This window comes from Faecalibacterium faecis, assembly GCF_040096475.1.
GTDB lineage: Bacteria > Bacillota > Clostridia > Oscillospirales > Ruminococcaceae > Faecalibacterium > Faecalibacterium taiwanense.
Genome location: NZ_JBBMEP010000013.1, coordinates 42,930 through 55,961, shown reverse-complemented (window position 1 = coordinate 55,961; position 13,032 = coordinate 42,930). Strand labels below are relative to the sequence as shown.

Below are 13,032 nucleotides of genomic sequence, written 5' to 3'. Positions count from 1 at the left end.
CGCAAAAAAGGCAGTTTTCCCTTCTGCTGTGCCGCAAAGCGTTCACTTTTTCAAAACAAAGATCTGTTCAAACTCCTGCGTTGCCAGCAGCGAAACATCCTCATAGCCGCCCTGTCGGGCAACGTTCCACGCAGTTTCCATGTTCTGGGCCGTGATCTGCTCCACCTGTTCTGCCGTCACGAACTGCCACAGCCCCCGGCCTCCAATGAACAGCACCAGCGTATCATTTTCGCCGGTGTTATACTGCACCAGCAGCTCACTGGAATCGTCCGGCACCACACAGACCTCCTGAAATTTGAGAAGCTCCTGCACGCCGGAAGTGAAACTGCCAAGGTCCCCGGTAATATCCACGCAGGCGGCCTGACTGTATTGTTCCAGTTCTTTGTCTATCTTATAAGTACCGCTGTACATGCGCTCCGGCTCGATCACAAATGCAAGCACGACCATTGCAAGGCACACGATCTGCAGAATGCGCTTTCTGGTGCCTGCACGCAGCGTATCCAGAATGGAGAAAAGGCCGCAGCCACAAAACAACGCTTCCAGCGGCTGCAGATGGTACACATACCGCAGCGACTTATACGGCGAGATCACCGCGATAACCAGAAATGCAGCAAGCGCCGGGACCGTGATCAGCTTGACATCCCCGGGGATCAGCGTAGTGCCGCGCAACTTGCCCGGCAGCCAGCGCTGTCCCAGCTTCGTCAGGACCAGCACGGCCATAATGCCTGCGCCTACAGCAAAGCCGACGATGCTCCAGCCGATCAGCTCCAGCGGGCCTTTGGGGTACTGCGCCAGATCAAAAAGATTGCGCGTTGTAGCATCCAGTGAGTTCGTATTCTGCGAGTGCAGCTGTGCATACCAGCACGGAAAGGTGAGCAGCATTCCGCCAACGCCCGCAAGTGCCGGAAGCGAAAATGCAGCAGCATTTTTCCATTCGCGCCGGAACATCAGGTAAAGGTCATATGCTGCGCACAGCAGGAAGGCATAGACCACAAAGAAATACTGGGTCATCATGCCAAGATAGATGGTTACACCGATCAGAAGATATTTGGGCACAGACGGCCTGCGAAGAGACTTTGCCACCAGCAGCGCAAACAGGATCGTCAGCAAGGTCATGAGCATATACATGCGCACCATCGTCACATTCGAGATCATTTCACGGTTGAACGCATACAATGCACAGACGAACAATGCTTTTTTCCAGTCTGCAAACAGCTCCATGCCCAGCGCATACAGCGCTGCCAGCGTGCCGCCCAGCAGCACAAAATTCATCCCCAGACCCGTCCATTTTGTAAAGCTGCCCGGGAACAGCGAGCATACTGTATTCAACAGAAAATAAAACAGCGGCGGATGAATGTCCTGCGTCTGATTATAGTAGACCGACGCATAGTTGAAGCGATCATTTTTCTGAACCGAAATATAATTCACAAAATCCTGTTGTTCAAAAACTGCTTCCGGGAGATTTCCATCAAACGAATGCTCACCATTATAATACCAATTCAAAAACGGCGCATAGCTGCTGTTTGCAAGGCCGTAGGAGTAGATCTCATCCAGAAAGAAACCCTCTTTCCGCACAGCCCACCAGCCGCAAAGGCAGATCAGAACGATCACAAAAAGCGCGACCGCCCGTTTTTTCTTTTTTGTTTCCTGCATAGTTTCTGTTTTTCCTCGCTTTTTTGTCCGTTCTGCAGCCAAATATGGCTTTGCTTTTCCAGTATATCATATTTAGAACACAAGTCAAAACTTTTCGGGTTGCAGATCCCGCTGCTCCTAGCAGCATGCACCCTGTTAGACATTCCTAGCCGGTGGAACCCGTAACATCATCTGATCTCCGCCGCCCAACGGGTTGCGTTTGCTGATTTTTCCGCAGCCCCTTGACAGGGCTTTGAAAAATCAGAACGCGGCCCCAACAGCTCCTCCCTGTCTCTGCCGCAGGCAGCGGTCGTCGCTGTTGCAAATCCCGCGCGGAGACAAAAAAGAACCAGTACACGAATGTGTTAGCAGCATGCACCTTGTTAGACATTCCTACGGGTTGGGACCCTCGCACTAATCAAAGCCCCACTGGGGCTTTGATTACCTCGCCTACGGCGCGGCCCGTGCTCCTTCAAATCCCGCGCGGAGACAAAAAAGAACCAGTACACGAATGTGTTAGCAGCATGCACCCTGTTAGACATTCCTAGCCGGTGGGACCCGCGGGCTAAACAAAGCCATACTATGGCTTTGTTTGCGGTGCTTCGCACCGCCGCCCTGTTCAAATCCCGCGCGGAGACAAAAAAAACCAGTACACGAATGTGTACTGGTTCTTTTTGGTCGGAGCAGCGGGATTTGAACCCACGGCCTCCTCGTCCCGAACGAGGCGCGCTACCAACTGCGCTATGCCCCGAAAATACCGCAGCCAGTTGAGACTGCGGTTTTCTTGGTTGGGGATGAGAGAATCGAACTCCCACAAGTAGAGTCAGAGTCTACCGCACTACCACTATGCAAATCCCCATTATTCAGTTTGTCTGCCGCGCCGTGCGCTGCTGACAAGGGATATTATACTCAAAAGGCCCGCGCTTGTCAACCATTTTTTTATTTTTTCTGCAAAAGTTTTCCCGCTGTTCTCCTGCCCGCAGAAATGCACCGTGGAAGCGTGTAAATTTTCTGCGCTTCTCTTGACAGCAGCCCCCATCCGGAATAATCTTATACTATAAACAGGTAGGTCTCCGGGCAGACTGACTTTGAAAGGCAGAACGCGCGGCGCTGAATACCAAATGAAAGAGGGCTTTTGAATGAAAAAACGTGTTGGAATCCTGACCTCTGGCGGCGACTGTCCGGGTCTGAACGCCACCATCCGCGGCGTAGCAAAAGCACTGTATGCCCGCATGGGCGATAACGTGGAGATCGTTGGCATCCTGAACGGATACAGCGGCCTGATCAACGGCGACTACAAGGAGATGTGCGAGGACGATTTCCGCGGCATCCTGACGCTGGGCGGCACCATTCTGGGCACCAAGCGCACCCCCTTTAAAATGATGCGTGTGGTGGAGGACGACAACATTGATAAAGTTGCCGCCATGAAAAAGACCTACAAAGAAGCCAAGCTGGACTGCCTGCTGTGCCTGGGCGGCAATGGCACCCACAAAACCGCAAACCTGCTCTCGCAGGAGGGTCTGAACATCATCGGCCTGCCCAAGACCATTGATAACGATATCTATGGTACCGACGTAACCTTCGGCTTCCACACCGCCGTGGACATTGCCACCGATGTGATCGACCGCATCCACACCACCGCAGGCAGCCACAGCCGCGTGATGTGCATTGAGATCATGGGCAACAAGGCAGGCTGGCTGACACTGTATTCCGGCATTGCAGGTGGTGCAGATATTATTCTGCTGCCGGAACAGCCCTATGATATCGACCGTGTGTGCTCTGCCGTGGAACGCCGCGCAAAGAAGGGTTCCAACTTCTCCATCATCGCTGTGGCCGAGGGTGCCATCAACTGCGAGGAAGCCGGCATGAAGCGCAAGGAATGGATGGCAAAGCGCGCCGAGGCAGGCTTTGGCACCACCGCCACCAACCGCATTGCACAGGCCGTGCAGAAAAAAACCGGCATGGAGACCCGTGTGTGCATCCCGGGCCACATGCAGCGCGGCGGCAGCCCCAGCGCCTACGACCGTGTGCTGGCCACCCAGTTCGGCAGCTATGCGGCAAAGCTGGTGGAGATCGAGCGCTACGGCGTGACCGTTGCCATGGTGAACCGCCATGTCACCGAGAACCGTCTGGCCGACATTGCAGGCAAGACCCGCAACGTGCCGGAGAACTGCGACCTGCTCACCGTCGCCCGCCGCATGGGCATCAGTCTGGGTTGATTACCATTTGAATGCTCTTCGCTTTGCTCTGAGCATATTTAGCGGAATAATTATTTTTTATTGGGGATTCCTGAAAATCTGCGGATTTTCAGGAATCCCTTTTTCACCGGAAGGGTCCCAACCGGCAGATGCTTCAAACAAACGGAATGCCATTTTCCGCTGCACCCCCTCCCGTGAAAATGCAGATCCCGGCAGACCGCAGTCTGCCGGGATCTGCTCTATTCAGAAATACTGTTTCCGTTGAAGATGGCCAGAATGCAACAGTGGCCATTCAAAATCGTCTGCCGGACAAATCAAAGGTCCGTCACATCATGCCGGGTGGGCTGGCCTTTTTCAAAGGCAACCGCGCTTTCCAGCACACCGCGCACCATGCTCTCCACATCCTCGTGGGTGTAGAAAGCCGTGTGGTCGGTCAGGATCACATTGGGCATGCTGCGCAGAGCCGCCAGCTCCGGGTTCGGGATCACATCGCCCATGCGATTATAATAGTACAGGCCGTTCTCATTTTCCAGCACGTCCAGGCCCGCCGCGCCAATCTTGCTGCTTTCCAGCCCGGCGATCAGTGCATCGCTGTCGATCAGCTTGCCGCGGGCGGTGTTGATGATGGTCACGCCCGGCTTCATGCTCTCAATTGCTTTGGTGTCGATGAGATGGTGATTCTCCTCCGTAGCGTTGGTGTGCAGAGTGATGACATTGCTTTCCGCCAGCAGGGTCTCCAGCGGCACATACTCGGCGATCTTCTTTACCTCGTCGTTGGGGTACAGGTCGTAGGCCAGCAGGCGGCAGCCAAAGCCGGACAGATGCTGCAGCACCGTGCGGCCAATGCGGCCCGTACCGATCACACCCACAGTGCAGGTGGAAATATCGCGGCCGATTTTTCCCTGCAGGGAGTAGTCCTGCGCTTCGCCGCGCTTGAGGATGTGCCCTGCCTTGCGCAGGCTCATCAGCATGAGCATAATGGCAAAGTTTGCAACGCCGTTTGGCGGGTAGTCCACATTGGCCACCTTCATGCCCAGTTCCCGGGCCGTCTCGCGGTCTACGTGGTCATAGCCGATGGAACGGCAGCAGATGGACTTTACGCCCAGCTCGTGAAACCGCTTGACCATGGGCGTGCTCATATCACAGGGCGTTACCGACACGGCATCATAGCCCTTTGCCAGTTCAGCGTTTTCCAGCGTGGGATACTCCTGCGTAGAGCCAAACTCAACGTCCAGCTGCGGTGCCAGCCGCTGCGCGATGCCCAGCTCATCGTAGGGGCGCAGGGTGTAAAAAAAGACTTTTGTAGCCATAAAACTTCCCTCCCGGCTTATTTTGTATCTATTGTAGCACGTTCTGCACAGATGGATGCATTTTACTGCGTGAATTTTGTTCACCTTAAAAATGAGGATTCATCTTTCCATATGAATGCGCGCAAAACAGTTGTAAATTGTCGGAAAAGAGGGTATGATAAAGGAACTGAGAAGTATACATCACTGAAATATAAAAGGAGTGTGCCTTATGCGCGCTTATGAACGGCTTTTGAATTATGTCCGGGTGCATACCACCTCGGACGAAAACTCCGGTACGCACCCTTCCGCTGAACGGGAGTTTGACCTTGCCCGCCAGCTGGTGGATGAGATGAAGGCCCTTGGCATGGAGGATGCCCATGTGGACGAGCACTGCTACGTCTATGGCACCCTGCCTGCCACGCCCGGCTGTGAGGATCAACACGCTCTGGGCCTGATCGCCCACATGGACACTGCCGACGATGCCAGCGGTGAGAATGTGCAGCCCGTTGTGTGGGAAAACTACAACGGCGGCGACGTAACTCTGCCCGCCACCGGCATGGTGATGAAGCCCTCTGTGTTCCCCTTCCTTACTTCCATGAAGGGCGAGACCCTCATCACCTCAGACGGTACCACCCTGCTGGGTGCCGACGATAAGGCCGGTATTGCCGAAATTTTGACCGCTGTTGAGACCATTCAGGAAAAAGGCCTGCCCCACGGCAAGCTGTGTATCGCCTTTACTCCGGATGAAGAGATCGGCGAGGGTGCAGAGCTGTTCGATATTCCGGGCTTCGGTGCCGACTTTGCCTATACGGTGGACGGCGGCGATGCCGGCTCCATTGAGTACGAGAACTTCAACGCCGCTTCCGCCACCGTGACCATCCGCGGCTTCTCGGTGCACCCGGGCACCGCCAAGGACACCATGATCAACGCTTCCAACGTAGCAATGGAGTTCCACGGTGCTCTGCCCGTCACGGCCCGCCCCGAAACGACCGAGGGCCGGCAGGGCTTCTACCACCTGTGCCAGATGTACGGCGATGTGACTACCGCAAAGCTGGGCTACATCCTGCGCGACCACGATGCCGCAAAGCTGCAGTTCAAGAAGGACAACATGCTGGATATTGCCGAATTTTTGAACGGAAAGTACGGCGAAGGCACCGTGACCGTGGAGATCAAGGACAGCTACCGCAACATGCTGGAAAAAATCAAGCCGCATTTCCACTTAGTAGAGACCGCCCGCAAGGCCACCCGCATGGCCGGGCTGGAACCGGAGGAAATTCCGGTGCGCGGCGGCACCGACGGTGCTATGCTGAGCTGGAAAGGTCTGCCCTGCCCCAATCTGGGCACCGGCGGCTTCAATTTCCACGGCGTATGCGAGTGCATCACCGCTGAGCGCATGGACCGCTGCACTGAGATCTTGCTGAACATCATAAAGCTGTACGCAGAGTAAATTTTATTTTTCAATATACAAAAAAGTGGGTGCTATTTTCGGATAGCACCCACTTTTGTTATACTCTGACGCTTATCTCTACGACTCCACTCGTGAAAATGCATTTGGAGCAGCCCTGCGGATGCGTAGCAATGAAAGCCCCAGTGGGGCTTTCAAGCAGGCGAGCGGTCTGCGTTAGCAGATGGAAGGGATTCGCCCTGACAAACGTCAGGGCTGCGACAAATGCGAAAAATAAAAATCAAATTCCACTGAACATGCCCAGAGTACAACAACGACGACCGCTGCCTGCGGCAGAAGCAGGGAGGAGTTGTTGGGGCCGCGGCCAGCAAGACACGAATGCCGCTCAAGGCATGAAGTGGATGCTGGGAGCCGCAACTCTAGGAGGGCATTCAAAATCGTTTAACCAACGTTGATATGCCCCACCGGCATGATCTTCCGTTTGTTGTCGTCCGGCTTTGCCGTCAGGCTCATGGCCAGCGACACCGGGCCGACACGGCCCATGAACATGACCAGCATATACAGGATTTTTGCGCCCCGGTTCAGCTGAGCGGTAACGCCCACCGAAAGGCCAACTGTGCCAAAGGCAGAGCAGGACTCGAAAATAGCGTCAATGACCGACACAGCGTCCGAGGTGTTATAGAACACCACCACAGCCGAGCCAACCGCCGCCAGCCCGCCGAGCACGATAATGGTCAAAGCACGATAAACCGTCTTGGACTCGATGTGGTGCTCTGCGATCACACAGTCGTCGCGGCCCTGAGCCACGCTGCGGATCGTCAGGATGATCACAGCGAACGTAGTCACCTTCACGCCGCCGCCGGTAGAGCCGGGTGCCGCACCAATGAACTGCAACGCGCTCATCAGCAGTTTGGTGATGGGGCCGCAGGCCGCAAGGTCGATGGTATTCATGCCCGCAGTACGAGTGGACACCGACTGGAACAGTGCCGCCATCAGCTTGCCGGGCACAGAGAGCCCGCCCATGCTGGCAGGATTGTTCCACTCCATCAGCGCGATGAGCGCCGCGCCGCCGAGCCACAGGATCACCGAGAAGCTCAGCACCACCTTGGCCTGCAGGGAAAGCCGGTGCTTTTTGCGGTATTGACCGATCTCCACCCATACCATGAAGCCCAGACCGCCGGAGATGATCATGAACATCACAACGGCCTGAACATAGTAATTGTTCACATAGGGTGCCAGTGAGGAATACTGGCCGAACCGGCCAAACAGATCAAAGCCCGCGTTACAGAAAGCCGAGATGGCCGTGAACACGCTCACCCAGATGCCTTCCAGCCCGAACTGCGGCACAAAGGCGAACAGTAGCAGCACAATGCCAATGCCTTCAAACAGGCCAGCCAGTCCCACCACGATCTTCAGCACGTCCTTGGCCTGCGCATATCCGTCCGCTGAGACGCTTTCTCCCAGCAGCCGCAGATCGCGGAAGCCCATACGCCGCCGCATAGCCAGCGCGAAGAAGCTGGTGAGGGTGACCAACCCCAGACCACCCACCTGAATGAGCAGCAGGATCACCGCCTGCCCAAAGTAGGTGAACTGGGTCCAGGTATCCCGCACGATCAGACCAGTAACGCAGGTAGCGCTTGTGGCGGTGAACATGGCATCCAGTACATCCAGCCGCCCATGCTTGCTGGCAACAGGCAGGCTGAGCAGAAAGGTGCCCAGCGCGATCACGATGACAAAGCTCACACAGATGATCTGCGTAGGCGTATACATCCCCTTGCGCTTGCCCGCCGGGCGGTAAAACAGCTTTTTCCCTTTTGCCTTTTCCATAAGTTCCTCCGCACGCGGCAAAGCCTGCCGCGGCTATTTTCATTTCCTCTATAGCATACACCATTTTGCCCTCCGGTTCAACTTGATTTTATCCGCAAAATGCTGTATTATAATAGGGCATCCGTCTCCGTAGCTCAGATGGATAGAGCGCAAGCCTCCTAAGAATTCGGTCAACCTGATACCTTGGGGGCAGAAGTGATTGCTCTAATCAAAAGCGAGACTGGGGATCGAGATTTTCCCAACAAATCTTGATGCAACAACTTTACCATCGTCCCGGTTGCAATGCAGTCGGTCACTTCGGTGTAGAAATCATTCTGCATATTCGTTTCCAAGCGCGTTGAATTTCAAAAAATCAACGATAATACATAATATGCCTCAGTAGCTTAGCTGGATAAAGCGCCTCCCTCCTAAGAATTCGGTCAACCTGATACCTTGGGGGCAGAAGTGATTGTTCTAATCAAAAGCAAGACCGAGAATCACGGTTTTCTCAACAAATTTTGATGCAACAACTTTACCATCGTCCAGGTTGCAATGCAGTCGGTCACTTCGTTGTGAAAAGCATTCCATACAAAGTGCAGAAAAGTCAAAAATCAACGATAATACATATATGTCTCTATACCTCAGCTGGATAGAGGGTTCGCCTCCTAAGCGAAACGCCCCCGGTTCGAACCCGGGTAGGGACATCCTTTTAAGAAATGCGAAGGTCATTTTTCCATGTGAAAGACGATCTTCGCATTTTTCATTTTGAACCTATCACCAAAATTAGCCAGCTAATGCCATTAGCAGAATTTTCGGTTTCAGCTAATAAAATCAGGTTTCCAGCTAATGAAGCCCCATAAAGCACCTTTTGAACTCTGTTTCCCGGCTCTCTGCTAAAATTGGTAGCCGCTTTCCTGTAAATCCATGTAAATACAAGATAAACTGTGTAAATCTATTTTTCACATTCCTACCAGAAACCGTGCAAAACACTTTTCTCCATACATAGCGCGTTCACTCGCTGTTCTCTCGGAACAGAAAGAGGAACGCGCTTTTTTGTTTTCGGGCTGAACTTCCCGAATCCATCAAAGGAGGGTTTACCAATGAAAAAAGTTCTGACCGTCACGATCGACGGTATCCGCTACCATGCTTCCCGCCCGGCAGATTGCCGGCACTGCTTCTTCTGGAAGAATCGAAAGAAGGGCTGCGTTCTCGGCAAAGAGAACTGCTACTACCTGATCGAGCCGCCCAAAGGCCCCAGCAAGTGCGAAGGGTGCCCCTACAAGCGGGCAAAGCCCTGTGTGCTGGTTCCCTGCTACAAAGACCTGATGGCACCGCTGGAGAAACGAGGTGATGCCAAGTGAGCCACAAGCGAAACGAAGCTCTGCGCCATGTTCAGCACTCCATGCACCATGTGATCGCCGCTGGCGAAGGTTCCGACCGTGCCCCGGACAGTTGCAAGCTGTGCCCGTACTATCGACCCGATTTCAAGTTCCGCACCTGCCTGTATGCCCACTGCCCTTATAAGAAGCAGGTCAATGTATTCCGTTCCACACCTGAAAAATGGGATATTCTCTATGCCCGAAAAAAAGCCGACAAGAACCGCAGACCTTGATTACTTCTATGGGCAGTCCAGCGAGCTGTTCTCCTTCTACCGGATTCCCAAGCTGTTGTTTCAGGATAGCCGCTTCCAACCGCTTTCCACAGATGCCAAAACCCTGTACGGTATCCTGCTGGACCGCATGAGCCTTTCAGCCCGGAATGGTTGGTTGGACAAAGCTGGGCGGGTGTTCATCATCTATACTGTGCAGGAGGTGCAGGATTCACTGGGCTGTGCCGATAAAAAGGCGACCAAGCTGCTGCGAGAACTGGAAGAGTACGGCCTGATTGAACGCAAACGGAGGGGGCTGGGCAAGCCCGATCTCATCTATGTGAAGAATTTTTCGTCAGAATCGTCAAAACTACGCTTTCTGAATCGTGATAATGACGATTCTGGAGTCGTCCAGAATACGCTTCAAGACCCGGCCAAACTACGATGTAATAAGACTGAGAGAAATAATACAGAGGTAAGCGATACTGATCCTATCTATTCCGATGAAAACGACTGGATGAGCAAACGCGCCCAACTGGAAGAATATTTTTCGCAGTCTTTGGAGGTAGACCTTCTGCTCCGGCTTTGCCCGGATGATGAGGACACCATCTATCAAATCGTGAATTTGCTGGTGGATGCAGGTTTCGGAAGATGATGAAACCTATCAGAATCCAGTTGACCTACTGTTTGAGGATCTGGGAAAGAAAAGACCAAAATCCTTTGCCGTGCGGCAGTACAAACTTTACAAGCTAGCTGCCGGTGATATATGCTCTAAGTGACTTCTTAATCATGATTTTGTCATGGTTAGTGAAGCAATCACTTAGAGCATTTTTGTTTCAGGAGGTACAGCCATGAGAAATGAAAAAATTACCCCACTGTACGAGCGCCTGAGCCGGGACGATGAGTTACAGGGCGAGAGCAATTCCATATCCAACCAAAAGCAGATGTTAGAGGATTTTGCCCGCCGGAATGGGCTGCCCAACCCTACGCACTTTACCGATGATGGTATCTCAGGCACCCGTTTTGACCGCCCCGGATTTTTGGCGATGATGGAGGAAGTGGAGGCAGGGCGTGTAGAGGCAATCGTCATCAAGGACATGAGCCGGTTAGGGCGTGACTATCTGAAAGTCGGCCAGGTCATGGAGATTTTGCGGCAGCGCGGCGTCCGGTTAATTGCCATCAACGATGGCGTGGACAGTCTGAAAGGCGACGATGATTTTACGCCCTTCCGCAATATCATGAATGAGTTTTACGCCCGCGACACCAGCCGGAAAATCCGCTCTGTGTTTAAGTCAAAAGGCATGAGCGGTAAGCACCTGACAGGCACCGTGATTTACGGCTACTTGTGGGATGAAAAGCGGGAACATTGGCTGGTAGATGAGGAAGCCGCCGAAGTGGTACGCCGTATCTTTTCCCTCACGCTGGAGGGATATGGGCCTTATCAGATCGCTTGCAAGTTGTCCGCAGACCGGATTGAAATTCCTGTCGTACACCTTGCCCGATTCAACGAAGGTGTGAACCGTTCAAAGCCGGTCAAAGACCCCTATGGATGGGGATCATCTACCATCGTGAACATTTTGAAAAAACGAGAGTATTTAGGGCATACCATCAATTTCAAGACCCGCAAGCACTTTAAGGACAAGAAAAGCCACTATGTTTCTGAGGATGAATGGACGATCTTTGAGAATACCCATGAAGCCATTATCGACCAGCAGACCTTTGATTTGGCGCAGAAAATCCGCAGCAATGTACGGCGTTATCCAAACGGCTGGGGCGAAGCGGCTCCCCTCACAGGTTTGCTCTATTGTGCCGATTGTGGCGGCAAGATGTATGTCCACCGCACCAACAATGGCAGGCGGATTTCTCAATATACCTGTTCCAATTATACCAAAGTTCCGTGTGGGACACTATGCCCTACACAACACCGTATCAATGAGAGTGCTGTTCTGACATTGGTTTCTGACACGCTCCGGGCTATCGCTGAATATTCCAGAAATGACCGGACGGAATTTATTCACACCGTTCAGGAAACGCAGGTTGCTCAACAGAGTGCCGATATATCGAAAAAGCGCAGGCGTCTGGCTGCTGCTCAAAAGAGAGCCGGAGAACTGGAAAAACTGATTTGCAAAATCTATGAGGACAACGCCCTCGGCAAGCTGCCGGATGCACGATATAAGGCGCTTGATGCACAGTATGCCAAAGAGCAGGATGCACTTGAGATTGAAATTGCAGAGCTGGAAAAGGCTGTTACCGGCTATGAGCAGAGCCAGAAATCAGCGGAGAAATTTATAGCCCTGATTGATAAGTACGAGAATTTTGACACTCTGACAAACACCATGCTCAATGAGTTTGTAGAGAAAATCCTTGTCCACGAACGCGCCCGAAAAGGCAGTCAGGACACCACGCAGGAAATTGAAATCTACTTCAATTTTTTAGGACGCTATATCCCACCATCCTTACAGCCGGTTCCTTTAACCCCGGAGGAACAGGAAGAACTGCGGAAAAAAGAAGAACGCAAGGACAGGCTTCATCAGAATTATTTGAAGCGGAAAGCCAGCGGCGCACAGAAACAGTATGAGGACAAAATCAAGGCGAAGAAAAAAGCGGAAATGGACGCTAAGAAAGCCCTGATCCGGGCTGAGGATATGAAAAAAGGTGTTTTTTCTACTATCGGTCAGCTACCAAAAGAAGAACCGCGCAAAGGCAGCATAGCAGCCAGCGCAGCAGTCTAATCATCACGAAGCAAAGGAGAATGAAAATGAGTAAGTTGACTTACATTCGTTGTGGAGATTATGATATACCCAACCTAAAACTTTCTGAACAGCCGGAAACTTCTATCGGCAAGTACGGCAGGATGAGAAAATCCTACCTAAAGAAACATCGCCCCATTCTCTACAACCAACTGCTGATGAGCGAGAAGCTGTATCCACACCTGTTAGAGATTGACCGGACAGCGCAGGAGCGCGTGGACACCATGTTGCCTCACATGATGGAGACTGCGGGTGTCACGGAAGAACTGAAAGCCTGTGACCCTATGCGTTGGGTGGGGCTGATGAACACATTAACGGCACAGATTGAGGAAATTTTAATCAGGGAACTGATTTGCAGCTGAAT

General features: G+C 52.8%; 9 protein-coding genes, 3 tRNA genes and 1 pseudogene. 8 read left to right on the top strand and 5 right to left on the bottom strand.

Going from position 1 to position 13,032, the window contains the following annotated elements:
* Nucleotides 1-42 precede the first annotated feature (42 nt).
* The 3 genes from WMO17_RS08305 to WMO17_RS08295 form a co-directional block, all read right to left on the bottom strand.
* Nucleotides 43-1,653 (bottom strand): glycosyltransferase family 39 protein, encoded by a 1,611-nt coding sequence (locus tag WMO17_RS08305; protein WP_349137858.1) that lies wholly within the window; start codon nucleotides 1,651-1,653, stop codon nucleotides 43-45.
* 654 nt (nucleotides 1,654-2,307) lie between these two features.
* Nucleotides 2,308-2,383, bottom strand: a tRNA-Pro gene (locus WMO17_RS08300).
* Nucleotides 2,384-2,417: 34 nt separating this feature from the next.
* Nucleotides 2,418-2,491 (bottom strand) — tRNA-Gln (locus tag WMO17_RS08295).
* A 280-nt stretch (nucleotides 2,492-2,771) separates the two neighbouring features.
* Between WMO17_RS08295 and WMO17_RS08290 the strand changes: the two genes are divergently transcribed.
* Entirely contained in the window at nucleotides 2,772-3,851 is a 1,080-nt protein-coding gene (locus WMO17_RS08290; protein WP_005945310.1) for a 6-phosphofructokinase, read from the top strand.
* A gap of 293 nt (nucleotides 3,852-4,144) precedes the next feature.
* Here WMO17_RS08290 and WMO17_RS08285 read toward each other — a convergent pair whose 3' ends face one another.
* Nucleotides 4,145-5,140, bottom strand: coding sequence for a D-isomer specific 2-hydroxyacid dehydrogenase family protein (locus WMO17_RS08285; protein WP_349137857.1), 996 nt, complete (start codon nucleotides 5,138-5,140; stop codon nucleotides 4,145-4,147).
* Between the two features lie 208 nt (nucleotides 5,141-5,348).
* Here WMO17_RS08285 and pepT point away from each other — a divergent pair, with 208 nt between their 5' ends.
* The gene (gene pepT, locus WMO17_RS08280) at nucleotides 5,349-6,566 is read left to right on the top strand and encodes a peptidase T (protein ID WP_332376010.1); all 1,218 of its coding nucleotides are present in this window, start codon (nucleotides 5,349-5,351) and stop codon (nucleotides 6,564-6,566) included.
* A gap of 399 nt (nucleotides 6,567-6,965) precedes the next feature.
* On the opposite strand, the gene WMO17_RS08275 is transcribed toward pepT, so the two are convergent.
* Nucleotides 6,966-8,351 carry a TrkH family potassium uptake protein gene (locus WMO17_RS08275; protein WP_154256650.1) on the bottom strand — a complete coding sequence of 462 codons (1,386 nt, stop codon included), beginning with the start codon at nucleotides 8,349-8,351 and terminating at the stop codon, nucleotides 6,966-6,968.
* Nucleotides 8,352-8,960: 609 nt separating this feature from the next.
* On the opposite strand from WMO17_RS08275, the gene WMO17_RS08270 reads away from it, so the two are divergent.
* The 6 genes and pseudogenes from WMO17_RS08270 (at nucleotide 8,961) to WMO17_RS08245 (ending at nucleotide 13,030) form a co-directional block, all read left to right on the top strand.
* Nucleotides 8,961-9,034, top strand: a tRNA-Arg gene (locus tag WMO17_RS08270).
* Nucleotides 9,035-9,430: 396 nt separating this feature from the next.
* On the top strand, nucleotides 9,431-9,691 hold the full coding sequence (locus tag WMO17_RS08265) for a hypothetical protein (protein WP_154256648.1): 261 nt from the start codon (nucleotides 9,431-9,433) through the stop codon (nucleotides 9,689-9,691).
* The gene (locus tag WMO17_RS08260; protein ID WP_005924919.1) at nucleotides 9,688-9,942 is read left to right on the top strand and encodes a hypothetical protein; all 255 of its coding nucleotides are present in this window, start codon (nucleotides 9,688-9,690) and stop codon (nucleotides 9,940-9,942) included. Before WMO17_RS08265 ends, WMO17_RS08260 begins: the two co-directional genes overlap by 4 nt.
* Nucleotides 9,905-10,555 (top strand): annotated as a pseudogene (locus tag WMO17_RS08255) (replication initiator protein A); the annotation flags it as partial. The gene WMO17_RS08260 and the pseudogene WMO17_RS08255, both read left to right, overlap by 38 nt.
* 214 nt (nucleotides 10,556-10,769) lie before the next feature.
* A complete protein-coding gene (locus WMO17_RS08250; protein ID WP_118610966.1) occupies nucleotides 10,770-12,650 on the top strand; it encodes a recombinase family protein in 1,881 nt (626 codons plus the stop codon).
* Nucleotides 12,651-12,676: 26 nt separating this feature from the next.
* The gene (locus tag WMO17_RS08245; RefSeq protein WP_097784692.1) at nucleotides 12,677-13,030 is read left to right on the top strand and encodes a TnpV protein; all 354 of its coding nucleotides are present in this window, start codon (nucleotides 12,677-12,679) and stop codon (nucleotides 13,028-13,030) included.
* Nucleotides 13,031-13,032 lie beyond the last annotated feature (2 nt).

Excerpts from the sequence above, each read along its gene's own strand:
- WMO17_RS08245 (WP_097784692.1), top strand. The coding sequence starts at position 12,677 with ATGAGTAAGTTGACTTACATTCGTTGTGGAGATTATGATATACCCAAC.
- WMO17_RS08305 (WP_349137858.1), bottom strand. The coding sequence starts at position 1,653 with ATGCAGGAAACAAAAAAGAAAAAACGGGCGGTCGCGCTTTTTGTGATC.
- WMO17_RS08285 (WP_349137857.1), bottom strand. The coding sequence starts at position 5,140 with ATGGCTACAAAAGTCTTTTTTTACACCCTGCGCCCCTACGATGAGCTG.
- WMO17_RS08265 (WP_154256648.1), top strand. The coding sequence starts at position 9,431 with ATGAAAAAAGTTCTGACCGTCACGATCGACGGTATCCGCTACCATGCT.
- WMO17_RS08290 (WP_005945310.1), top strand. The coding sequence starts at position 2,772 with ATGAAAAAACGTGTTGGAATCCTGACCTCTGGCGGCGACTGTCCGGGT.
- WMO17_RS08275 (WP_154256650.1), bottom strand. The coding sequence starts at position 8,351 with ATGGAAAAGGCAAAAGGGAAAAAGCTGTTTTACCGCCCGGCGGGCAAG.
- WMO17_RS08250 (WP_118610966.1), top strand. The coding sequence starts at position 10,770 with ATGAGAAATGAAAAAATTACCCCACTGTACGAGCGCCTGAGCCGGGAC.
- pepT (WP_332376010.1), top strand. The coding sequence starts at position 5,349 with ATGCGCGCTTATGAACGGCTTTTGAATTATGTCCGGGTGCATACCACC.